This is a genomic window from Variovorax ureilyticus (genome assembly GCF_037889935.1).
GTDB lineage: Bacteria > Pseudomonadota > Gammaproteobacteria > Burkholderiales > Burkholderiaceae_C > Variovorax > Variovorax ureilyticus.
The window spans coordinates 1-22,422 of the sequence record NZ_JBBKZU010000032.1; the positions used below are offsets into that span (position 1 = coordinate 1).

At 63.2% G+C, this 22,422-nt stretch carries 23 protein-coding genes and 1 pseudogene; 10 read left to right on the forward strand and 14 right to left on the reverse strand.

Features of this window, described 5'->3' with window-relative positions; translation table 11 throughout:
* Window positions 1-127: 127 nt before the first annotated feature.
* The 6 genes from WKW77_RS34145 to WKW77_RS34170 are packed head-to-tail and all read left to right on the forward strand — an operon-like array spanning window position 128 to window position 6,212.
* Window positions 128-706, forward strand: a complete 579-nt coding sequence (locus tag WKW77_RS34145; RefSeq protein ID WP_422823322.1) for a tripartite tricarboxylate transporter substrate binding protein — start codon at window positions 128-130, stop codon at window positions 704-706.
* Window positions 707-728: 22 nt separating this feature from the next.
* On the forward strand, window positions 729-1,892 hold the full coding sequence (locus WKW77_RS34150; protein ID WP_422823323.1) for an acyl-CoA dehydrogenase family protein: 1,164 nt from the start codon (window positions 729-731) through the stop codon (window positions 1,890-1,892).
* 32 nt (window positions 1,893-1,924) lie between these two features.
* Entirely contained in the window at window positions 1,925-3,112 is a 1,188-nt protein-coding gene (locus tag WKW77_RS34155) for an acyl-CoA dehydrogenase family protein (RefSeq protein WP_340361329.1), read from the forward strand.
* Window positions 3,109-4,221, forward strand: a complete 1,113-nt coding sequence (locus WKW77_RS34160; protein WP_340361330.1) for an acyl-CoA dehydrogenase family protein — start codon at window positions 3,109-3,111, stop codon at window positions 4,219-4,221. Before WKW77_RS34155 ends, WKW77_RS34160 begins: the two co-directional genes overlap by 4 nt.
* Window positions 4,218-5,012 carry an enoyl-CoA hydratase/isomerase family protein gene (locus WKW77_RS34165; protein ID WP_340361331.1) on the forward strand — a complete coding sequence of 265 codons (795 nt, stop codon included), beginning with the start codon at window positions 4,218-4,220 and terminating at the stop codon, window positions 5,010-5,012. The genes WKW77_RS34160 and WKW77_RS34165 overlap by 4 nt, the downstream gene beginning before the upstream one ends.
* A 9-nt stretch (window positions 5,013-5,021) precedes the next feature.
* Window positions 5,022-6,212, forward strand: a complete 1,191-nt coding sequence (locus WKW77_RS34170; protein ID WP_340361332.1) for a CaiB/BaiF CoA transferase family protein — start codon at window positions 5,022-5,024, stop codon at window positions 6,210-6,212.
* 382 nt (window positions 6,213-6,594) lie between these two features.
* On the opposite strand, the gene WKW77_RS34175 is transcribed toward WKW77_RS34170, so the two are convergent.
* From WKW77_RS34175 to WKW77_RS34195, 5 genes are all read right to left on the reverse strand, one after another.
* A complete protein-coding gene (locus WKW77_RS34175) occupies window positions 6,595-7,368 on the reverse strand; it encodes an amidohydrolase family protein (protein ID WP_340361333.1) in 774 nt (257 codons plus the stop codon).
* Window positions 7,369-7,474: 106 nt separating this feature from the next.
* Window positions 7,475-8,425 carry a Bug family tripartite tricarboxylate transporter substrate binding protein gene (locus WKW77_RS34180; protein WP_340361334.1) on the reverse strand — a complete coding sequence of 317 codons (951 nt, stop codon included), beginning with the start codon at window positions 8,423-8,425 and terminating at the stop codon, window positions 7,475-7,477.
* Between the two features lie 24 nt (window positions 8,426-8,449).
* Window positions 8,450-9,424, reverse strand: coding sequence for a Bug family tripartite tricarboxylate transporter substrate binding protein (locus WKW77_RS34185; RefSeq protein ID WP_340361335.1), 975 nt, complete (start codon window positions 9,422-9,424; stop codon window positions 8,450-8,452).
* A gap of 43 nt (window positions 9,425-9,467) precedes the next feature.
* Window positions 9,468-10,106 carry a 4-carboxy-4-hydroxy-2-oxoadipate aldolase/oxaloacetate decarboxylase gene (locus tag WKW77_RS34190; protein ID WP_340361336.1) on the reverse strand — a complete coding sequence of 213 codons (639 nt, stop codon included), beginning with the start codon at window positions 10,104-10,106 and terminating at the stop codon, window positions 9,468-9,470.
* Window positions 10,107-10,193: 87 nt separating this feature from the next.
* On the reverse strand, window positions 10,194-11,120 hold the full coding sequence (locus WKW77_RS34195) for an NAD(P)-dependent oxidoreductase (protein WP_340361337.1): 927 nt from the start codon (window positions 11,118-11,120) through the stop codon (window positions 10,194-10,196).
* A 131-nt stretch (window positions 11,121-11,251) separates the two neighbouring features.
* Here WKW77_RS34195 and WKW77_RS34200 point away from each other — a divergent pair, with 131 nt between their 5' ends.
* The gene (locus WKW77_RS34200) at window positions 11,252-11,926 is read left to right on the forward strand and encodes a GntR family transcriptional regulator (RefSeq protein ID WP_340361338.1); all 675 of its coding nucleotides are present in this window, start codon (window positions 11,252-11,254) and stop codon (window positions 11,924-11,926) included.
* 796 nt (window positions 11,927-12,722) lie between these two features.
* The gene (locus tag WKW77_RS34205) at window positions 12,723-13,040 is read left to right on the forward strand and encodes a hypothetical protein (RefSeq protein WP_340361339.1); all 318 of its coding nucleotides are present in this window, start codon (window positions 12,723-12,725) and stop codon (window positions 13,038-13,040) included.
* Between the two features lie 413 nt (window positions 13,041-13,453).
* On the opposite strand, the gene WKW77_RS34210 is transcribed toward WKW77_RS34205, so the two are convergent.
* From WKW77_RS34210 to WKW77_RS34225, 4 genes are all read right to left on the reverse strand, one after another.
* Window positions 13,454-13,714: a hypothetical protein gene (locus WKW77_RS34210; protein WP_340361340.1), complete on the reverse strand. Its 261-nt coding sequence runs from the start codon at window positions 13,712-13,714 to the stop codon at window positions 13,454-13,456.
* A 79-nt stretch (window positions 13,715-13,793) separates the two neighbouring features.
* On the reverse strand, window positions 13,794-14,198 hold the full coding sequence (locus WKW77_RS34215) for an Hsp20/alpha crystallin family protein (RefSeq protein WP_340361341.1): 405 nt from the start codon (window positions 14,196-14,198) through the stop codon (window positions 13,794-13,796).
* 15 nt (window positions 14,199-14,213) lie between these two features.
* Window positions 14,214-14,651, reverse strand: a complete 438-nt coding sequence (locus tag WKW77_RS34220) for an Hsp20/alpha crystallin family protein (RefSeq protein WP_340361342.1) — start codon at window positions 14,649-14,651, stop codon at window positions 14,214-14,216.
* A 740-nt stretch (window positions 14,652-15,391) separates the two neighbouring features.
* Window positions 15,392-15,709: a hypothetical protein gene (locus WKW77_RS34225; RefSeq protein WP_340361343.1), complete on the reverse strand. Its 318-nt coding sequence runs from the start codon at window positions 15,707-15,709 to the stop codon at window positions 15,392-15,394.
* Between the two features lie 174 nt (window positions 15,710-15,883).
* On the opposite strand from WKW77_RS34225, the gene WKW77_RS34230 reads away from it, so the two are divergent.
* Window positions 15,884-16,255, forward strand: a complete 372-nt coding sequence (locus WKW77_RS34230) for a response regulator (RefSeq protein WP_340361344.1) — start codon at window positions 15,884-15,886, stop codon at window positions 16,253-16,255.
* A 571-nt stretch (window positions 16,256-16,826) separates the two neighbouring features.
* Here the strand turns inward: WKW77_RS34230 and WKW77_RS34235 are convergent.
* Window positions 16,827-18,614, reverse strand: a complete 1,788-nt coding sequence (locus WKW77_RS34235) for a winged helix-turn-helix domain-containing tetratricopeptide repeat protein (protein WP_340361345.1) — start codon at window positions 18,612-18,614, stop codon at window positions 16,827-16,829.
* 40 nt (window positions 18,615-18,654) lie between these two features.
* Between WKW77_RS34235 and WKW77_RS34240 the strand changes: the two genes are divergently transcribed.
* Complete coding sequence (locus tag WKW77_RS34240; protein WP_340361346.1) at window positions 18,655-18,867, forward strand: hypothetical protein; 213 nt, start codon at window positions 18,655-18,657, stop codon at window positions 18,865-18,867.
* Window positions 18,868-18,915: 48 nt separating this feature from the next.
* Here the strand turns inward: WKW77_RS34240 and WKW77_RS34245 are convergent, their stop codons facing one another.
* The 4 genes and pseudogenes from WKW77_RS34245 to WKW77_RS34260 form a co-directional block, all read right to left on the reverse strand.
* Window positions 18,916-19,410: a GNAT family N-acetyltransferase gene (locus tag WKW77_RS34245; protein ID WP_340361347.1), complete on the reverse strand. Its 495-nt coding sequence runs from the start codon at window positions 19,408-19,410 to the stop codon at window positions 18,916-18,918.
* Between the two features lie 293 nt (window positions 19,411-19,703).
* Window positions 19,704-20,324 (reverse strand): tyrosine-type recombinase/integrase, encoded by a 621-nt coding sequence (locus tag WKW77_RS34250; RefSeq protein ID WP_340361348.1) that lies wholly within the window; start codon window positions 20,322-20,324, stop codon window positions 19,704-19,706.
* A gap of 424 nt (window positions 20,325-20,748) precedes the next feature.
* A complete protein-coding gene (locus WKW77_RS34255; protein ID WP_340361349.1) occupies window positions 20,749-21,972 on the reverse strand; it encodes an OmpA family protein in 1,224 nt (407 codons plus the stop codon).
* Window positions 21,973-22,319: 347 nt separating this feature from the next.
* Window positions 22,320-22,422 (reverse strand): annotated as a pseudogene (locus WKW77_RS34260) (IS5/IS1182 family transposase); the annotation flags it as partial.

Genomic DNA, 22,422 nt, shown 5'->3' on the forward strand with positions numbered 1-22,422 from the left:
GAAGGGGACTGCCAGCGGGCGCTGGCGCCGCCTACGCCGTCACGGCCCGATGGCCGCGGCGGGGGAATTTACGTGTCGATAGCTGGGGGAGTTTGGGTGTCGTTCGGGGCTGTCGCCGAGCTACTTCGTGGTGCCGGCGAACTCGCCCGCGAAGTCGGTCAAGGATTTCGTCGCGATGGCGAAGAAGGCGCCCAAGCCGCTCCAGTTCGGCGACGGCGGCTCGGGCAGCACGCAGAATATGGCCAACGAGATGTTCAAGATCGTCGCGGACATCCCGCTCGAAGCGGTGACCTACAAGGGCGCGCCGCCGATGGTGCCCGACCTCATCAACGGCGCGTTCTCGATGGCGATCCTGCCGTCGAGCGTCGCCTATCCGCATATCAAGTCGGGCGCGATCCGTGCGCTGGCGAACATCAACAGCACCCGCTCCGCACAGTTGCCCGATGTTCCGACCATCGCCGAGGCGGGCTTCCCGGAGGTCACTGCCCTTTCCTGGTACGGATTCCATGTACCGGCGGGCACGTCGCCCGAGGTGATCCGGAAGCTCGACACGGCGTTGCAGAAGGCAACCGCCGCGCCCGAGACCAAGGAACGCCTCGTCAATGCGGGCGGCGAGGGGGCCTACATGAACACCGCCGACTTCGCCGCGTTTATCAAGGCCGACGCAGTGCGCTGGGAGAGGGTGGCCAAGGCCATCCGCAAGTAGGACACGGGGACCGATCGTGAGCCTGACCCGAGATCCAGCGGCGTTCACCGCGCTGATCCAGAACCTGCGCGACTTCATCGCTGAAGAAGCGATTCCGCGCGAGGACTTGCGCCAAGCGGGCGACGGCGATGCGATGCGCCGGATCGCACTGCAACTTCGCGCCATAGCAAGCGAGCGTGGCCTGGGCGCTCCTCGCGCGCCCGTCGAGCAAGGAGGTCTCGCGCTGTCGTGGGAGGAATGCTGCAGCTTCCTCGAGGAGGCAGGCCGCAGCTTTCTCGGCCCCGCTGCTCTGCAGTGCGCTCCGCCAGGGCAGCCGGACATCGCCGCTCTGGATCAGCTCGCGAGTCCCGCTCAGCGGACGCGCTATCTCGAACCGCTGATGCGCGGCGAACGCCACTCCTGCTTCGCAATGACCGAACCCGCACCCGGCGTCGGCTCCGATCCGCGGATGCTGAGTACCACCGCCCGCCGCGACGGCGATGGCTGGGTGATCGAGGGCCACAAGTGGTTCATCACCGGCGCGATGCGCGCGGATTTCGCCATCGTCGTCGCACGCACCGAAGCCGGCCCGTCATGGTTCCTGGTGGACAAGGCCATGCCGGGCTTCGAGGTGGTCCGCGACATTCCGAACATAGAGCCTTTCGATCTCGGCGGCCATGGCGAACTGCGTTTCGAGGGCTGCAGAGTAGGCCCGGAAGCATTGGTGGGCGAGGAAGGCCGCGGGCTGGATTACGCCCAGCTCCGGCTCGAAGGCGCCCGGCTCTTCCACTGCATGCGCTACATCGGTCTTGCCTCTCGCGCGATGTCGATGGCGCAGGACTACGCATCAAGCCGCGAATCCCACGGTGCGCGGCTGGCCGAACACCAGATGGTGCAGGCCATGGTGGCGGATGCGCATATCGAGCTCTATGCGGCACGGCTCATGACGCTGGACGTCGCGCGCCGCCTCGATCGCGGCGAATCCATCCGCCACGAATCTTCGATGGCCAAGGTCTTCGTGTCGGAGGCCGTCAACCGCGTCGCCGATTCGGCCGTGCAGATCACTGGCGCGCTCGGCATCTCGGAAGATGCACCGCTGTCGATGATCCTGCGCATGTTGCGACCCTTCCGCATCTACGACGGCGCCTCCGAAGTGCACCGCGCCGCCATCGCGAAGCGCGCCTTCCGCCAGCGACTGCGCGCCTGAGCATGAACACTTCCCCTCCTTCCTGCGAACCCATGCCAGCGACTTCAGACCTCACCGATTTCAGGCAACGCGTGCGCGACTTCGTGCGTACGCACCTTCCCGACGACATTCGCGACAGCGTGCGCCGCGGCCAGCAACTCTCTCGCGAACGCACCATCGCGTGGAACGAGATTCTCGCGGCGCACGGCTATCTCGTGCCGCACTGGCCTCCCGAATGGGGCGGACAGGGCTGGGAGGTGAGCCAGCAGCTCGCTTTTGACGAAGAGATGTGCGTGCACGACGCACCGGAACTCAACTCGGTCACCTTCGACATGATCGGACCGGTGCTCGTGCGATACGGCTCCGATGCCCAGCGGCAGCGCTTCCTGCCTTCCATCGCGTCGGGTTGCCAATGGTGGTGCCAGGGCTATTCCGAACCCAATGCCGGTTCCGATCTCGCATCGCTCGCGACACGGGCAGAGCGGCGCGGCGATCACTACGTGGTGAGCGGCTCGAAGATCTGGACGTCCTACGCGCAGTACGCCGACTGGATGTTCTGCCTCGTGCGCACCGATGCGCAGGCGAAGCCACAGGAAGGCATTTCCTTTCTTCTCATCGACATGGCGAGCCCCGGCATCACAGTCAGGCCTATCGTCGGCATCCACGGGTGGGTGGTCTTCAACGAGGTCTTCCTCGATTCGGTGGAAGTGCCGGCCAGCAACCTGATCGGCGAAGAGAACCGCGGCTGGAGCATTGCCAAGTCGCTGCTCGAATTCGAGCGCCTCAAGCTGGCGCGCGTGGGCGAGAACAAGCGCCGTCGCGCACGAGCACGCTCGGTCGCGCTGCAGCGCGTGGCCGCCGGCGGCCGCGTTGCAGACGAACCGTGGTTTCGCGCGCGCTTTGCGGAACTCGACATGCGCCTCGCCGCACTCGAAGCCAATGCGGGCCGTTTCATCGCACGCGCACAGGCGGGAGAGACCATCGGCGCCGAAGTCTCCATGCTCAAGCTGAGGGGAAGCCAGTTGATCCAGCTCTGGGAAGAACTCATCGTCGATGCGCTCGGAGAAGATGCGCTGCCGCTCAATACGGCCGTGCTCGAAGGCGGCGGCGCGGCACGGGGTCTGGAAGTCATTGCAGGCACCGCTTCATCACGCCGCTTCCTCTCGCGGGGCTACACCATCGCCGGCGGCTCCAGCGAGATCCAGCACAACATCCTTGCCAAGCAGGTGCTCGGGCTATGACGGACATCACCCTCGACCAGGACCAACGGATGTTGGTCGACAGCGCCCGCCGCTACGTGGAGCGCGCCTATGACGCGCGACTGCGCGAGCGCTCCATCGCGCATGAATCGGGCTGCCTGCCGGACGTCTGGCGCACGTTCGCCGACATGGGCTGGCTCGCGATGGCGGTGCCCGAAGCCGTCGGCGGCCTCGGGGCGCAAACCCTGGACCTGTGTTTGCTCGCTGAAGAGCTGGGCCGCGGCGCGGTCAACGAACCCTGGACGTCCTCGGGCGTGCTCGCTGCCTCTCTGCTCCCCGAGGCGGCACCGCCCGCCTTCGCAGACGCTTGGCTGGGCGGCGTCATGGACGGCAGCCGCCGCATCGCGTTCGTGCCAGCGCAGTCGGGGCTCGTCCTTCGCGACGAAGGCCTGCTGAACGGATCGAGTGGGCTCGTCGTCGGGGGGTCGGGAGTGGCCGGCTGGCTGGTGCAGGCGGGCGTCGGCGAACGCCGCGAAGCGCTGGTATGGGTCGAGGCGAACGCGACAGGCGTCGAGTCATGCAGTTGCACGCTCTACGACGGACGTGGCGCGGCACGGCTTCGCTTCGCCGATACCCAGACGACGGTCATCGTCGAAGGCGACAGCTCCGACATCGCGGCACTCGTCGCGAGAGCCAGCGATCGCGCGATGCTCGCGCACTGCGCGGAAACGGTAGGCGGCATGCAGCGGGCGCTCGATGTCACGCTGGAGTACCTGAAGACGCGCCGCCAGTTCGGTCGCGCCGTCGCGTCGAACCAGGTCGTGCAGCACCGCCTGGTGGATCTGCTCGTCGAGATCGAGGAAGCTCGCGCCCTCACTCACGCGGCAGCGCGCATGTTCGACGATCCCGCATCCGCGGGTACGGCGCGAGCTCGCATGACCGCGGCCGCAACCGCTTACGTCGCCAGGGCAGCCCGGCAGAACTGGAAGCAATGCGTGCAACTGCACGGCGCCATCGGCATGACGCAGGAATACGAGCTGGGCCATTTCGTGCGCCGGCTTGCAGCGGCGGCGACCCTCTGCGGTGGCGAATCGCAGAGTCTGGAACGGCTCGCGGCACTGTCGCTCGATCAGGAAGAGGCTTTCGCATGAACAGCACGGAAGCAACCCGCAATGTCGTTCAGGTCGAGCGTATCGACGACGTGCTCCAGCTTTGCATCAACGCACCCGAAAACCGCAATTCGCTCTCGACGCCGGGTGTTCTCGAAGGCCTTCTCGCGGGGCTGGACAGACTTGAATCGGACGACACGCTGCGCTGCGCGGTATTGACAGGTGCGGGCGGCGCGTTCTGCTCTGGCGGTGACCTGCGACAACTCGCCAGCGATCCTGAATCGGAAACGCGGCGGCGCATGAGTGCCAATGCCTGGTTGTATCGCCGAATCGCGATGTGCGACAAGCTCATCATCGCCGCGGTGGACGGGCCTGCGTTCGGCGCCGGCCTGGGCCTGGCGAGCTGCTGCGATCTTCTCGTCGCTGGCGAGACCGCGCGATTCTGCTGCGCCTTCGTGCGGGTCGGTGCGATGCCGGATGCGGGCCTCTTCTGGTCGTTGCCCGCACGCGTCGGCGTCGCTCGGGCCCGGCGCATGATGATCTTCGCCGACGAGTTCTCCGGCGCGCAGGCACTCGAGATGGGCCTTGCCGATGAACATGCGGCGCAAGGCTCAGCGCTGCCCGCAGCGCACGCCATGGCGCGTCGCCTCGCCGCCGGTCCCGGGCGCGCCTACACACGCATCAAGTCCGGGCTGCGTCAGGCACCGATGTCCATCGAACAGGCGCTCGCCTTCCAGATCGACAACGCGCCCGGTCTGTTCGCGAGCGAGGACTTCCGCGAAGGCGCTTCCGCCTTTTTCGAAAAACGCAAGCCCGTCTTCCGCGGGCGTTGAAAGTGCCGAATGCACGACGAGCAATCATCTGCCGACCCGAGCTCCACGGCACCTCTCGCGGGGCTGCGGGTGTTGGAGTTCGGCCAGTTCATCGCCGCGCCGGCGGCTGCGCAGACGCTGGCGGACATGGGCGCCGACGTGATCAAGATCGAGCCGCCCTCTGGTGATGCGGCACGGGTCGTGGGATGGAATCGCGATGCCTATGGCCCGATGTTCACCGCCTATAACCGGGGCAAGCGCTCCGTGGTGCTGGACCTGCGGTCCGAGGCGGGGCGCGCGCAAGCGCGGGCGCTCATTGCCGGTGCGGATGTGTTGCTGCAGAACATGCGGCCCGGCAGCATGGAGAAGCTCGGCCTCGGCGGTGAACAGTTGCTCGCCGAGTTCCCCCGTCTGGTGTACGGGCAGGTGAGCGGCTTTGGCCAGCGCGGCCCGGCAAGCGTGCGACCGGGGTTCGACATCGCTGCACAGGCCGAGAGCGGCATGATGAGCCTCAATGGTCCTCGCGACGGCGATCCAACGCGCGTCGGATTCACGGCCGTCGATTCGATGGCCGCGCACGCGCTGACCACGGGCGTGCTCGCCGCGCTGGTGCGGCGAGGCGTCACGGGCCGTGGTGGGCTGGTCGACGTGTCGCTGATCGATGTGGCGATCGAGGCGCTCGGCAATGCATGGGCCGAGTACGGCCTCACGGGCGAGCTGCCGCTGCGCTGTGGCAACGGACAGCCGCACACCGCACCGGCCGCCGACGTGATCGCGACTGCGGACGGCATGGTAGTCATCTCCGCGTACACGCAGGACCATTTCCCGCGCCTGTGCGCGGCGATCGGTCGCGACGACATGGCCACCGATCCGCGCTTTCGTGAGAACGTGGGTAGAGTGAAGAACCGCGCCGACTTGCGGGCGGAGCTTTCCGCGGCGCTCCAGAACATGAGCTCCGACGCAGTCTGCGATTTGCTCACGCGTGCGGGCGTTGTCGTGGGCGCAGTGCGGACCATGGCCGAGGTGCAGGCCGGTCACGCGGGAGTGTCGGGCGATCTGTTCGTCGACATCTCCGCGCCGGGCCGAGAAGCCGTGCGGATCCCGGGACTGCCGCTCACCATCGACGGAAGCGCGAGGCGCAGCAGCCGCTTGCCTGCCATCGGCGAGCACACGGCAGAGATCCTCGCGGAATTGCAGTCGCGCTGCCGGTCGCACTCCTGAAGAGGCTAAACGTTGAAGGTCGACATGAGGCCGCCCAGCACGCGGTGTTAGCTTTTCACTCGCTGCTCGGCAAGCCCATTCCGGCTACCGCGCCATTTAGAGCTGCAAGGCGACTTTCTGACCGAGTGCATCCGGCTTAGGTCAGGAAGGTCTGTAAAGGGCACGAAACCGCAGATCCGCCCTGCTCTTCCTAAGGACGGTTCCCGCTGCTGCACAACGGAATTTCCCGCTCGGCCTTTCGATAGCAATTCCGGGGCCCTGAAGAGACACTCAAATCTTCTTCAAGCAGTCATTGGCTCCGCCTGAAAGCAGCCCTTTGCGCGGAGGTCGAGCTAGGCAGCGATAGGAGCGTACGACGGGAGCCTAACGGATCCCGAGGCGTTCAGCGATCGAAGGAATAGAGCGATGTCGCGTTATGTACGAGGATCTGCTCGCGTTGTTCCGCACCGAACCAGCGGGCAAGCAAGTTCATCAAGGCGGCGTCATCAGGTTTGAGTGCTTCCGTGACGTGTGGCCAATCCGATCCCCACACCAGCCGATCGATATGCCCGTTCGCCAAGCATTGAACCAGCTCGTCCAGATCAGCGTAGTCGTGAGAGCCCGGAGACGCGATGTAGGGTGCGGAGAGCTTCAGCCACGTCTTCCCGTTAGCGACCAAGGACCGAACGACAGCCACTACATCACGTCTGAGCGCCGGAGTCACATTGAGCCGCGCGAGATGGTCGATGACCACAGGCAACGGCAAGGCCTGCAAACGGGGTGCAAGCTCGATGAGACGTTCAGGATGTGCGTGTAGTTGAAGATGCCAACCAAACTCGGCGACGGCGTTGGCAACCGGCTCCAGCATGTCAACGTGCGTCGCACCGGCCTGAACCAGGTTGAACCGCGCGCCCACCACCCCTTGTGCATTCAAGGCCCCCAGGTCCGCCCGGGTAAAGCTGGGGTCGACGACAGCGACGCCGCGGGCCGAATCCCCCATGGCTTTCAAACCTGCAAGCAAGACGCGATGATCGAGGCCATAGCTGGATGGCTGAACAAGGACGCAGCGCTCCAGGCGCAACCTGCACTGAAGGCCCCGGTAATCGTCAACGCTCGCCCGACCGTGCTTCAGCACCGAACTGGACGCGAATGGCAACGCGGGGTCGAACAGGTGCATGTGACAGTCACACGCCTGCGCGGGGACTTCGAAGGCAGGTCCGTTCACACCCGTCGTGTGCCGCGCAGCCCCATTCTTGGCGAGTCGATCATCCGGCGTCATGGGCTTACTTGGCTTGCTTGCTTGCGTTCCAGAATGCGTATGACTTCGACAGCTCTGCGGTCGATTGGTCCAGGTCGGTCGGCGCGAGTTCCAAGGACATCTCCTTGATCTTCGCCTGAACTTCCGGGTCAGTCAGCACTTTGCGCAGTGCCGCATTGAACTTCTCGGCGAGAGGGCGAGGCAGGCCCTTGGGCGCGAAAAACGCGTTGAAGCTGTTGACGTTCACCCCCGTGAATCCAAGTTCCTCGAAAGTGGGCACCTCCGGAAGGAGTTTGGAGCGTGTGCCGCCCGAAATGGCCAGGATGCGCACCTTGCCACCTTGGAACATCGTCAAGCCTTCCGGCTCCCCAGTCACGCCCGCAGCCAACTGACCGCCGATGAGTAGAGGCATGAGTTGGGCCGAGCCGCCAAAGGGGACCGGCACCATCTTGACACCGGCTTTGCGCGTGATGGAGGCGCCGATGATGTCGGGTACTCCGCCGAACAGGGGTACACCGTAGTTGGCCTGCTGGGGATCCTTGTGGATCAAGTCGACGAACTGTGGCAGGGTCTGGGCAGGGCTGCTCACCGGAACAGCAAAGGTCCATTGAAAACGCGCCACCTGCCCGAGAGGAACGAAGTCCTTCATCGCGTCATAGCCAGCCCCGGGCGTGATCAGTGGCACGACGACCACCGAATGGTCGAGCGCTAGCAGCACGGTGGAGCCGTCCGGTGGTGCCCCCTTGACGGCCGCAGTTCCGATCTGGCCACTCGCTCCGGGCTTGTTGTCGATGATGACGGTCTGGGAAAGCTCTTTGCTGAGCTTGGGTCCAAGGACCCTCGCCAACGCGTCCGTGGCGCCGCCTGCCGCGAAGGGAACGACGATGCGGATCGGACTCTTGAAATCCTGCGCCGCCGCAACGACGGAGACAACGGAAAGGAGAGCCGCCGCGGCGAAACTTTTGAGCTGCTTCATCGTGAGTATTCCTCGTGCATCGCCTTATTCGACCTTGGCCCCGGTTTCCTTGATCACTTTCGTCCAGCGCTCGCCTTCGAGCTTCATGTAGTCGGCGTATTCCTTGGCCGTTCCACCCAGCACCACCGAGCCCTGCGCCGCGAGCTTGTCCTGAAGTGCCTTGTTGGCGAGAGCCTTCTTCAACGCTGCGGAGACCTTCGCCACGATCGCGTCTGGCGTGCCCTTAGGCAGCATGAGGCCCTGCCATGCGCCCATGTCCATGGTGGTCTTCCCCGTGGCTTCGCGGATCGTCGGCACGTCGGGTAGAAGCGCAGAGCGCTTCTCGCTGGTGATGGCAAGCGCGCGAAGCGCGCCGCCCTTGACGTGCGGCATGGCCTCATTGATCGGCAGGAACATGAACTGCGTCGTTCCCCCCAAGAGGTCCGCAACGGCCGGCGCGCTTCCCTTGTACGCCACGTGCGTGACCTGAATGCCCATTTCCTTGGCGAAGAGCGCGCCGCCCAGATGCAGCAATGCACCTGAACCCGAGGATCCATAGTTCAGCTCGTTGGGTTTTGCCTTCGCGAGCGCGACAAACTCGTTGACGTTCTTGACGGGCACCTTCGAATTGACCACCAGCAGCAGCGGAATCGTCGCCGTCAGGGAAACCGGCGTGTAGTCGGTATATGGATCGAAGCCTGGCTTCGAATACAGGGCCGGCGCGAGCACCACTGCCGATGTTGCATAGAAGAACGTGTACCCATCGGGCGCGGCGCGCTTGGCCTCGGTGGCCCCGAGGTTCCCGCCGGCACCGCCCTTGTTGTCCACGACGATGGTCCCGCCCAGGTCCTGGCCGAGTTGTTGTCCGACGATGCGAGCGTTGATGTCGGCAGAGCCGCCAGCGGCAAACGCCACGATCATGCGGATGGGCTTGGACGGATAGTCGTCCGCGGCGATTGCAGCGCTCGCGGCCACGGCGCAAGCGCCCATGAATGCGAGGAATCGAACGAGTTTGCGCATGAATCTCTCCGGGTAGTTGATGAAGCGAAGCGATGTGCCGATCTCAGACCAGCCCGAAGCGCTTGAGCGTTTCAGTGAGATTCAGGAGGTCGGCAGTGGTGGCGCCTTCCTCGATGGCCTTGCGTTGCTTGGCCTCCTTTTCCTCTCGTGCGAGGCTGCTCGCGATGGCGGATTCCACTTCACCTTGTGCAACGACGACCAGCCCATCCCGATCGCCCACGATGATGTCGCCCGGGTTGATCAGGACGTCGCCCATGACGATGGGTACGTTGACCTTGCCCGGCTGGTTCTTTCCGGTGCCCTTGATGGACAGGCCGCGGCAGAACACCGGAAACCCCAGATCGATGATCAGGTTGGCATCGCGAACGCAGCCGTTGATCACGAGTCCCGCGATGCCGCGCTTCATGGCCTGGATGGTGAGCACATCACCCCACGGCCCCGCTTCCATGAAGCCTTTGGCGTCGACGACGAGGACATCGCCCGGCCTGGCTTTCTGCGCAGCATAGTGAAGGATGAGGTTGTCCGAAGGCCTTGCATCGACCGTGAGGGCCGGGCCCGCCAGGCGAACCGTCGGATCGATCGGCTTCATGCCGGAGTCGAGCGCCCCCTTGGCGCCTTGCGCTTCGTACACGGTTGCTGCGCCCAGATCGCGCAGTTGCTGAAGTTGCGTTTCGTTAGCCATTGGGTCTCCAAGAAGTAGAAAAGTCGAAGGGGTTGCCTGAGCCACAGATGCAGCAGCTCGCAGGAAGAAATCAGTCGTGGTTCGGCATCAGCAGCGCGATGCCAGAAGCCATTCGACGGCCTGGTCGACGGTCGGATCCGGCGAAGGAAGAGCCTTGCGGTCGAGTGCTTGGGCGGTGTCTGCAAAGCGCCTTTCCACGCCCGGCAGCACCACGGATTCAAGGCCCTGCGAGATCAGCTCGTTCTGGGCATCGTGCACTTCGTGTGCGCGCCGCTTTGCGTGGAGGACGTGCGTTCGCACCAGCATGTCCATGAAGGAACGCAATGGGGTCTGATCGATGTCCGAGAGTTGCTCGTAGAGCTCGGCGCGCACACCCTGCTTCTCGGCGCTCATGAGCAGTTCGACGCAAAGCGCTTCCATACCCTTGGTGAACACGCTGCGAAGGATCTTCAGGGATATGGCGTCACCCGCCTTGCCCTCGGCAATGACCTGGACCCGACCGCCGGCGTTCTCCAGCATCGCCTTGAGTTGTTTCGCGCCAGCGCCGCTGGCCAGCAGCGGCGTGCGCACCAGGTTCAGGGAAATGGCCCCCATGATCGCCGTATCCACATACGCCACACCGGCAGTGAACGCGAGCGCTGCACCTTCGCGCTTCACCGAGGGGCTGGCGGTCGTGAAGTCCGCAATGGTAGTGCCCGGGCGAACATGAGGGAGCACATCCCGCAGGACAGGCAAGGAGGTCGTGCCAGTCACGCATGAAAGGACGAAGTCGATCTCGGCGAGCCAGGCCCCCGGACGGTCGTGGATCTCCAGGCCCGCCTTCGATGCCAGCGTGGCTGCAGCCGGGGAAACATGGGCCTCGCAGAGGCTGACCTCGTGGCCAGCCTGGATCAGCGGGGCCGCGTAGCAGCGGCCGACCTCGCCCAAACCGATGATTGCAATGTTCATGGAATCGCCTCTTGCTGGAATGAGCGGAGAATACAAATAAAATACAAACACGGTCAATGGCGTCAAGGGTTTTCACCTACTTCATCCATAATAAGCGCCCCGCGTTGGATACAAAGGCAGAACATTTCCAAGCTTGAAGGCCGATCGATGAAACAGGCTTCCACGGCTTCGGAGCGACCTAGAATCCCCGCATCCCTATGACTTCGCTTCCAACACAACACGGCAGAGACAAGGCCTACGAGGTCCTAAGGCAGCGCCTGGTGGGAGGGCAATACGCGCCCGGCTACCAACTCAAGGAAGAGCACGTTGCGCGCGAACTGGGCCTGAGCCGCACGCCGGTGCGCACAGCGCTGAAGCGTCTCGTCGAAGATGGCCTGGCCACCGACGCCGCAGGTCAGGGCATCCGGGTCGCCGAGTGGAGTGAGTGGGACGTCGAAGAGACGTTCCAGTTGCGGATGCTCCTGGAGCCGTACGCGTCCTTCCTCGCTGCAACGCGCGGAGGAGAAGAGTTGGCTCGTGCGCTCCGCGAAAGCAACGAGGCAATGGCAAAGGGCATTTCCCAAGGCCGCGAGGGCATTGCCCAGGTGCAGGCAGCCAATCGCGACTTTCATCACGCGCTGCTCGAAGCCTCGGGATCACCCAGACTGCGCGCGATCCTGGAAACGATGATCGACATGCCGATCATCAAGCGCTCGTTCTACATCTACACGCCGCAGGAGTTGGAGCAGAGCCTTCATCACCATCGCGATCTGACCCTGGCTGTCGAAGCGGCTGATGGAGAGCTTGCGCGACAGGTGATGCAACTTCATCTGCGCATGTCGTATCACCGGTTCATGCGCCATCGTGGCGAATACAAGCAAGGGCCGGCCTGAGGCCATCTTCTTGCCCGGCTCCTGGCCGGGCGTGGCTCGGCCCCCCGCTTCTCTCCTGTCGAGAAACGGATCGGAAGTTCTCTCGGTAATGCGTTCAATGAGCGGATTCTGCTTTGTGCCCAACAGACGGTTATGGCCGATTGCTCCCGGTCGACGAGCTCACGCAGATGTCGGCAACGGGCACGAGCCCGCAGTTCCGCCCTGCCCTCCCGAGGACGGTTCGCGCTGCACAACAGCAGTTCCCAGTGGGACTCAGCGCCTGAGCACGCCCGATCCAAGTCGCACTTCAACTCCACCTGCTTGCTGAAATCGCTTGCCGTGATATTGAATGCTCGCTCGACAACGCAGTTCAAGGCAGCCTTGATAGCGGGTAAGCACGATTGGGGATGGTGACCGCTTCAGCGAATCCGGCGCCTCTCCATCCCCCGCTACATGCGTTCCAGCGGCGACCTTCGGCGGACGCCGCCGCGACCTTTGAAGCTTCAGCCAAACAGGAGATCAACATGCGCTCACTACTGCTTACTCGGCGTGCCCATGCCATCATCCTGATCGCGCTCTTCTTCCGTTAGCGCACGCGTCAAACGATGCCCCGCAAAGCGCGGAGGTGCTCGCAGCTACTTGCGCCTTCTCTGTCGAGCGCTCGTCCGCGGCCGCGCGGGCCCTCCCACTCCCCGACCAAGAGGATCGGTAACAAAGCGCTAAATTTCTATCGCTCGGTTCCCGGCTCTTGATGTTCGGGGGGGTAGCGTCTATATCGCTATCGCTCTCTTTGGTCATCGTGAAAGGAGGACCCAAAATGGCCATCGACTTGCTCAAACAGCTTGCCAGCTCTTCGCTACCAGCCACGTTCCGTACGGCAGAGGAGATTGACAAGATCAAGCTTCTGCGCGCGGCCGGTCTGGTGATTGCGCTCACTTCACCGCCAAATGCGTCGTCGCCATCCGGCATACCCGATACGGCGCAGGTGCTGGCCATTACGCAGAAGGGGCGAGAAGAACTGGGCAAGTTTTCCTTGCCCGAGAACCCGTCTCCCGACCAATCCGCACGTGCGCCCTGGTGGATGGCCAAGCTGCATGCCTCCATCAGCACGCATCGCGCACGAGGATGGAGGTGAACCATGCGAAGAGCCTCTTCAGATCCGATCGTCTACCGCGATGTGTCTATCGCAATCCAAGTACAGAGGGCCGGGCGCCGCGTCTTCGGTCACGCTGATCTCTTTGCGAAGGACGAATTCAAGGGACGGATCTCTCTCGGGCGCGCCCGAGGCGGCTCCAAGGAGGCGCGCGATCGGTTACGCATTTTGGCCAAGGCCAAAGTAGATGTCTGGGCGATAGCTCAGTCGGCCTCGGTTCACTGAAGGCGCTACGGCAGCGCACCCCACTGCAGGCGCGTTCGGGCCAGTGCGAGCGGCTGATCACGCCGCTCGCACCCGCATCGCCAATTCGCCTCCCTCCCCGCTCAGCGAAGCGAACGCTGCTTGTACAGAAAGGCCCGTTCGGTTCCTGACAACCAGTTCGCGGCTAGCCGCTAGTCGTCAATGCCCACAAAACCTGTGTCGCCGGCGTGATCGACCGCCTTCCAGTCATCGATCCAGAGTTTGGCCTTCTGCTCGAGTTTGTCGCTGGGATCGACTGCATGGCCGCTCAGGGCGATGCGGCATCTGTGCTCGCCGTCACGCCAGAGGTCCGCGTGGCCAGTCCTGTGGCCCTCACTCGTGAGTCCATCAAGGCTGATGCGGATCTCCCAGCCACTGTAATCGAGGCACTTGATCTCTCCAGGTTCTTTCATCTTGTGTTCGCCCTCGGTGAATGGCCCTCACTGCCTGTCCCCTTCACCGACCCAGTCGGACCAGGGAAGGGAGCGTGGGCTATCCGGCCTTGACCTCAATGCGTCGCGGCTTGGCCTGCTCCATCTTCGGGATACGCAGCTTGAGCACGCCGTGCTGGAGTTCGGCCGACACCTTTTCGGTGTCCAGTTCCTTGCTCAACGTGAAGACTCGGCGGAAGCGCGCCAGGGCGACCTCCGTATGGCTGGACTGCAGCCCTTCAGGCACGCTCAGGCTGGACTCGGCCTCGATGGTCAGCGTGTCGGACTCCACGTGCAGATGCAGGTTGTCCTTGGACACGCCGGGCAAGTCGGCGTACAGCGTGATGCCGGTGCCGTCCTCGACGACATCGACCGGAGGGGTCAGCGCGGCTTCGACATAGCTCGCAGGGCTCTTGCCAACGCTCTCGGACGGCGTACGCGCGCGGGTGGTGTCGACCTCGTTCATTTCGCTCTCCGTTCCTCATTCGATGGTGATGCGGCGCGGCTGCGCCGAGGCGCGCCGCCGGACGGTGATGTGGACGACGCCGTCCCGGTAGTCGGCCTTGATGGCATCCGGATCGGCGTCTTCGGGCAATGTCAGCATGCGGCGGAAACTGCCGACGAAGCGCTCGTTGATGTGGACCGTCGAAGACCCGTCCTCCTCGGGCAACGCCGAAGGCCGCTCGCCGGAAATGGTCAGCAGGCCGCGGTCGAGCTGGACATCCAGCGTGGCCGGATCCAGGCCCGGCGCGAAGGCGTAGATCTCGACCGATTGCGGTGTGCCGCCGACGTTCAGGGCCGGAAAGCCGCCCCGGCCGAGCCCTCGGATGCTTGGGGACAGATCGAAGGCCTGCTGCATTTCGCGTTGCAGGCGATCCACCTCGGCGAACAAATCGCGCGGAAACAAGGATCGATACATGGCGAAACCTCCATAGGGTTGAACAGACGGAAGTGCTGCAGACTTGCGAAGCGCTTCCGGCGAGGATTTGGGAGCGGCTCGCGCAGATTCAAGAGGTCCGAAACGCGGCTACGAATGATCTGATCCGTCCAGGTTCACGTATGAGAGATTCATTCCGAAGGAGATAGCGATGAACATTGGACGGTTTACCCTCGCGGGCCTGTGCCTGTCGACCGCTCTCGGCTCGCAGGCATTCCAAGGAGAACAGAATCCCTTGCCTCCGCCGCCTTTCCAACCCATGCTCAAGCGTGCAGATGTCAGGGCACAATCGTCCCGGCCCATGCAGATTGACAACGGGGGCACGGGTGTCGCTGCGCCAAGGGGTATGGCTGATAGAGCACAGGTGCGTGCTGGCGCACTTGCAATTGCCCGCGAAGGTGCAGCAACCTATGGGGACACGACGTTTCGAGCCAACTAGAGGGAACTCAAGTGGGAGAAGGCTTCGGCCTGGCAGGGGCCTGAAGGCAGAGAGAAATCAAGATCCATTTCCCAGCAAGCTGATGACTCGCTTCGTGCTGTACGCCAACACGTTCACCTGATAGAAGCAGTCGTTTACGGCTTACAAATGAGGCGCAGGGGTCATCTAAAAGATTTCGTCGCGTGCGGGACCGGCTGATCGTTCCCCGGGCCGGAACTTGATGTGCTCCGATCGTCGGGCCGAACTCCCCCGCGGCGGAGTTAATTCACTGAAGTCAGGAAGGCTACTGCGACGGTTTTGCGCCACCTTGGAGCGCTTCGCGCGTCTCCGCTTCTCGCTCTAGGGCCTCGTTCACCTCGTCCAAGACTTCCGCCGACTTGTCCAGCCGCTTAGCTACCTCTTTTGTGCGTGCGATAGCTTCGCCCACGTCTTCATGGCGAGCGTCCTCTGGCACCTTTGTATCCAGGACCGCGTGCACGACGCCAAGTTCGTCGGCCGCCTCCTTCACCTCTTCGGCGACTTGCTTGTTTTTCTCTAGGGCCTTCTTCACCGGTGGGCCTTTCACAGCTGCCCCTTTCCGCCTCGACTGGGACTTGGGCATGTTCGGGGTCCTTGTAGAGCCAAAGTACCACTATGAACGCGAACGTACGTGCTTGCAAGCGTCCCTGATGGGGTGCCGGACTACGGGTCGGCGAGGGGCCGGCTTGTATAAAGACTGAGCGTGCATGCCTGGGGCCAAAGGTGGCTTCCAGACTCCGGAGTGGGTGCAGCCGCCATGTCGCTCAACACAATTCTTGTCGAGGATAGTAAGACCATCCGTGAGAACCTCATCCCGGCGATGGCTGAGCTTGCGGACATAAACGTGGTCGCCGTCGCCGAAACCCCCGTTGAGGCCCTTGCTGCCTTCGAGGAACACGGCAACGATTGGGAACTGGCTGTGGTGGACCTATTCTTGAGAGAGGGCTCCGGGTTGACCGTTCTTCGTGCTTGGAAGCGCTCGGATCATCAGCACGTTGTGGTGCTCACAAACTATCCCACGGCCGACATGCGCCGCCGGTGTCTAGAACTCGGCGCCGACGCTGTGTTCGACAAGTCGACTGAGCTTGAGGCTTTTTTCCAATGTTGCCGCTCTTATTCGCACGAGTGAGTGGCGCACTGTGACCGCTCCCTACCGCGGCTCTTTGCCTTCGGACCCCTTCGATGTCCGACTGTCGAAGCTCAAGCGGGTCTGAGTGGGTCGAGGTGTTGGCCAGTGGCCGACTCGTCCTGCTGGACCTGGACGACTGGGAGCGCCTGAGGCCTCTCCTGGCATCTGGAGCACGCCTCCAGTCCCTTCAGACCGCAAGCGGCCCTCGGGTGGTCCTGCGCGAATACAGGCCGCCAAGGTGCCTCATGCTGGCCCGGCTCCTCGCTGGCCCCGACGTGCGATTCCTGAATGGGGATGGCCTGGATCATCGGCGCTGCCACCTGGGAGGCGCAGGGACCGCGCAAACGGCCTGAGATGCCCGCAGAGAGCGTGTGGCACCCGAGGCATTCCCGGGCGTCCTGCGAGGCACACAGCGGCCTTTGCGCCCCTCGGACCCGGCTCAATTTCATCCCGAAAATTCCTGACCGCTGCTTCGCCGCCTCGGAAGAGCGGTCGCTTGACAGATTGCCACGGCGTACGAGATGCTCGAGTTTCCTGTCCGTGAGGCGCGCGTTGCAACGCATGGTGCTTGCTATTCGTGCATCCCTGCCTTGCGAAGCCCGGCATAAAACCGGTTGCGTTCAACCCAGAACTGCGGGTTCGTCGATACTTCTGTCGCACGGAGGCTGCCAATAGTGTGGCCAGGAATGATCTGCTCGTAGCGCGCCAGATTGGCCTTGGCTTGCTCATCGCGCCCGTGCAGCGCATCGATCGCAGCCATCCAATGCCAACCGAAGCCATTCTGGGGTATGGCCGCAACCGCCTTTTGCATTTCCTCGTAGGCCCGGTCGTCCTCATGCCGGTGGAATCTCGCCATGCCGATATACAAATGACCGTAGGAGATCTGAAGGGCGTTCAGCGGATCGAGTCGCATCGCCAGGTTGATCAGGGGTTCCACTTCGTCCGGGCGACCTTGTTCCAAGCGCAGGAAACCCAATCTGCGCAGGCACATGGGCTGGTTTGGCCACAGCTTGAGTGCCTGCTCGCAGGCCAGCGCAGCGTCGTCAATCCGACCCCGGATGTACGAGATCTGGCTACGTCCGTAGTACGCGGCTGCGAAGTCCGGACGTAAGGCAATGGCACGCTCCATGGCTTGTGAAGCGAGCTCGGTCTGGCGTTCGCGCTCGGTACTCCATCGCATATTGATGTCGGCAAGGTGTGTGAATCCCAGTCCCGCAAGTGCCGTGGACGAATTCGGATCGGCGGCGAGCGCGCTCTCAAACAACGCGCGTACGCGCAACACGTCCTCGTGGGAGCGAGCGCGACGGAGAAGGTACACACCTTGCAGGGTCGCGTCGATCGCACCCGGCTTAAGCGTGGCGTAGCTCTTTCGCGCTTGGAACTCACCGTAGAGCCGATCATCGAGTGCATTGGCGATGCGTTGCGTGATGTCCTGTTGCCAGTTCCATTGCGCCGCTCCGACGTATTCGAAGCGCTCGCTCCAAAGCACTGCGCCGCTATCGGAACGTTGCAGTTGAGCGCGAATCAGTGTGATTTCGCCACGTCTTTGCACGCTTCCCGTCAGCACGTGTGTAGCACCGAGTTCGCGGCCGGCGGCGCGCACATTAGCATTTTTTCCAGTGAATCCCCCGGTGGAGTCGAGCGCAAGTACGAGGGTGTTCGATAGCTTTGAGACAGAGGCAATCAGGTCTTCGGCCACGGCCTCGGAGAAGGCGGGTGAAGGCGGCTCGCTCAGGTCAGTGAAAGGCAGGATCGCAACGGTACGCCGGGCCGCGACCCCGCTGTCGACGTGTACCGGCTGCGCCGGCCACCACGACGCCGCAAGGCCTACGGACAGTGCCGCGATCACCAACGCCACGGCGACGAACCAGGAGCGCCCGGAGCGGGCAGGTTGCCCAGGGGCGCTTCTTGCACCTGCCCGTGGCTCGGGCTCGACCGGCTGCGTTATCTGCGCGCGCCGACTAACCGGCGCATCCAGGATGTAGCCGCGCTTCGGGACGGTCTTGAGGAGAGCCTGTGCCCGGTCGCCCATTGCCGAACGAAGGTCCCCAACGCACTGCGTCACCGAATCTTCAGTGACCACCACATCCGGCCAAACCGCACCGAGAAGTTCATCCCTCGAAACAAGTCGAGCCGGATGGGCTACCAGATGACGCAGCAATGCAAAGGTCTTTGGACGCAGCGAAATCGTGTTGCCGGCTGAACGAAATTCTCCCCGGTCGAGGTCGAGTTCGAAACGGTCGAAACACCAAATGCCCTCCTTGACCGGGTCGGATCCGCCCGGGGCCGCCGACACGGCGGCTTTCGGCAAGATTTCGGCGTTCATTGCGAGTTCTTTCGGAGCAAACGCGGCGGTCATTTCTATCGTATTCCTCCCGAATCCTCAAGGAGTCGTGATCATGAACATAAATGCAACCGCCGTGTTCGGCCGCCGCAAGGCCTCGGTGCGAAAGGGCTGGAAACCGGGCGCGTGGGCGATCGGACTCGTCCTTGCCTGGCTTGCACTGCTGGCCGTGCCAATGGTCGGGCTGTTCAACCTCGACGCGTTTGCCCCGCCCGCAGCTGACGCGCCTTTGAAGCCCTGGATGCCGATCTACGCGCCAATCATCTGACGTCGCTGGTCGCGCTGGCCATGCCGGTTGTGACCGCCGAGGTGCCAATCACAGCGGCAGTTCCATTTCTGCAACCCGGAACGCCGATTCTTCGGACAGCGGCTGCTGGTTTCCGGTCTCTTTGAAGCCCGCCTTGCGGTACAACGAACTGGGTCCGACCGCGTCCACCGCGCACCACAACTGCAGACGTTCGAAGTCTCGCTCGCGAGCCCAGTTGATAACCTCTTGAAGCAAGGCTTCGCCGATGCCCCGCCTCCGCCATTGAGGTTCTACCCACATCCCGCCGGCGCGGCCGGTTCGGCTTCGCACACGGTCGACAAGCGCGAATGCAGACCCGACGGGATGGTCTCCCTCGTATGCAAGAAACATGACGTTCTGGTTGGCCTCCGTGACGGAGCGAGTCAATTCGTCCCAGTACGAAGATGGTCGCGCCGCCATGTCGGAGTACGTGTCGCGAAACGAACCAGGCGCGTCCTGAAGCGCCCTCAGGCGGAGTTCACGCAGGAGACTCGATTCGTGCGGCTCCAACTTCCTCAGACGCATGACCGGCTTACTTCATGGTGAAACGACTTACGTCGCATTCTGCCTGCGGTCTCATCCAAGACGGCGCGCGCCGCGAATGCCGGCTATCAGGCGGTCTGCGGCGCAACTGACCGGCCGCTTTTGGCCGGTCGCTCCAGTTCAAACAGCTCACGGAGATGTCTGCAACGGGACGGAGCAGCCAGCGCGCGCCGTGCCCCACTCGCAGCTAAAGCCGAGTTCCTGCCAGTCAGGACCGAGCGGCCGGTCAGCGCCCGCAAGCGGCGCTGTGCAGCGCCGCCTGCTGCCATCAGGCCTCAGACGTCGATCTGCTCTGCAATTTCCAGCGCGTCGTCCACCTCAATTCCGAGGTACCTGACGGTGCTTTCCAACTTGCCATGGCCCAGCAGAATCTGGACCGCCCGCAGGTTCTTCGTCTTCTTGTAGATCAGCGACGCCTTGGAGCGCCGCATAGAGTGCGTCCCGTACTCCACGGTATCCAATCCGATGTCCTCCACCCACCCATGGAGGATTCTGGCGTACTGACGTGTGCCGAGATGGGCCGCCCCCGTGACCCGACTTGGGAAGAGGAAGTCCTCGGAGCGAAGGTGCCTACGCTGAATCCAGGCCTCGACGCTCTCACGAGTCGTCTGCGTGATCTCGAACTGCACGGGACGCTGCGTCTTGCTCTGCGTGACCATGGCACGACTTGAAACCCGGTCACCGTGGCAGACGTCTCTGACTCGCAGCCCGACAAGGTCGCATCCACGCAGCTTGCTGTCGAAGCCCAAGTTGAAGAGGGCTAGGTCGCGCACACGCTTGCTCATTTGCAGGTGAGTTCGAATGGCCCAGATCTCCTTGGCTTTCAATGGGGCCTTCTGCCCAACCAGCTTTCCCTTGTTCCACGGGCAATGGTTTGAAGTGACATGCGCTTCCATGATGCGCTCCTTCCTTGAAGGACGGCATTGGCCGTCCCTCCGTCATGGCCGCGGCCACCCACGGCTGCACTCTGGAGCCTTCAATCACTTCAATCGTAGATCCCGGGAGCGAGCGCCTGTGCAGCCTGGCAGCGGGAGCCGACTGTCAGCAATGCCCGGGCGTCTGACTGCTGCGCGGCCGACTGCGGACCAAAGCAACACGTAGCTGCGCCTCCATATCGATCTCCCGCCCGGCGCCGCCCGACGCGCAGCGGACCCTGAGATCTCTCGAGACCGGCGCAATCGGCCGGCGCGCCGACACTCGCCTTGTGCCCACCCGAAGCAAGAACATCTCAAGAAAGTGAGCTGCAATGCGGGGCGGAGCTGGCTTCGTCCGGCAATTACGCTCCTGGTCGAGTGATCCTTTGCAGGCTGCTGGCGCGGCCTAATTCGGCTGCTCGCCCGTGGCGTGGATTTCCACACGCCGGTTCGGCTCGAAGCAGGCAATGAGCGCGGTGTGGTTCTTCGCCTTGCCTTGTGCCTTGCACTCGGCCTCGGTGATCTTGAGTTCGCTCGGGCCGCGGCCTTCGGTCTGGATGATGTTGGCCGGCACGCCTTGGGCCACGAGGTAATCGCGCACTGAATTCGCTCGTGCCACGGACAGACGCTGGTTGAACGCGAGGCTGCCTATGGGATCGGTATGCCCAACGATGGAGATCGCGCGCAGGCGAATGCCCGAGGATTTGAGCTCTTGGAGCGTGCTGTCGATGCGGCTGCGGCCGGCCGGCGTCAAATCCGACTTGGCGAACGCGAAAGTGCCGTCTGCCTTGAGTTCAAAGTCGCGCTTCGCCTGCGGCGGCGGAGGCGGCGGCGGGGGCATTGCCGCTGGAGGCGCCGAGGGGCGCGCCTGCGCGACGACGGGAGGCGGCCCGAATGGGATCTGCAGACCCACCGTGAACAGCCAGTCGTGCGCGTGGCCCTGGTTGACCAGCGCACTGGAAGTGGAGTTGTCGTCGTAGCGGTAGCGTATGTCGCCCACCAGGCGGCCCCAACTGGAAAACGGCCAGACGATGCCGGCGCCGGCGTTCGCCATGAAACCCGTCTTGCTTTGGTTGATGAAGAGCCCGTCGACTTTGTCATCGATGGCGCCGATACCGCCCACGAGATAGGGCTGAATGCTGTTCGACTGCCAGAGGCGGAATCCCTGGCGGCCCAGGAAGAACCACTGCGCGTCGAGCGAGCCGCTCCAGATCTTGAGCTTTTCCCCGCTGAACGGGCCGTTGGATTTGCCATCCAACTGCTCGTACTGGGTGCGCAGTTCGATGTTCCAACTGGGGCTGATGGGCTTGCCGATGGCGAGGCCTCCGCCCCATCCGTTGTCGGCGTGGCGGTTGCTGTCCGCATTGATGTATGTGCCGAAGGGCGTGATGTACCAGCGGTCATCGAAGTACTGGTCCGATGAGAGGGTTGACTGCGCAAAGCAGGCGGCATACGGGACCGCGAGCACACAGCAAGCCGCGAAGACGCGTCTATCGAGCATCAAAGCCTCCTCAAGGAGTAGTCGGAAGGTCAGTGTTGGTGAGAGCTTCAGTCGAAGCCAATAAGCCAAAAGATAAATGGGCAAGCCGAAAAATCGGCGTATAGACAATGGGACTCGACTTTGTTGCAAGGAAGCGATGTGAGACCTTTGTTCTCAATTCAGTCCTGCTTCCATATGGATCGGATCAGGTGTCCGCGAAATCATGTCAATTGCGAAAGCCGAGTGCGCCCCTCTCCGGTTGGCCCTGGGCACCTTTGGTTGCAAATCTTCATCGTTCCAACCGCGCGAGTGGCGCGTGGGCAACATCGAACGAAGATAGTTGAAGCCTGTGCATCCTCTCCCACCGCCCCGTTGAGATCTGAATCAGGACGACCGACGAGCAATGCGCTTCTATCGGACCGTACAGTCGAAGCCGGTTCTCGAGTTCGGCGGCTCTACGACCAAACCTGTCGGCAATTCGCTCCAACACTTAGAACTTATCCGTAAATTATGTTGACGTCGGCAGATACCTTGCGAAAGGCGATGATGGCGGCGGCGAGGTGGTTGAGCGCAACGAAGCTGCGCTCGAGTTTCTCGTAG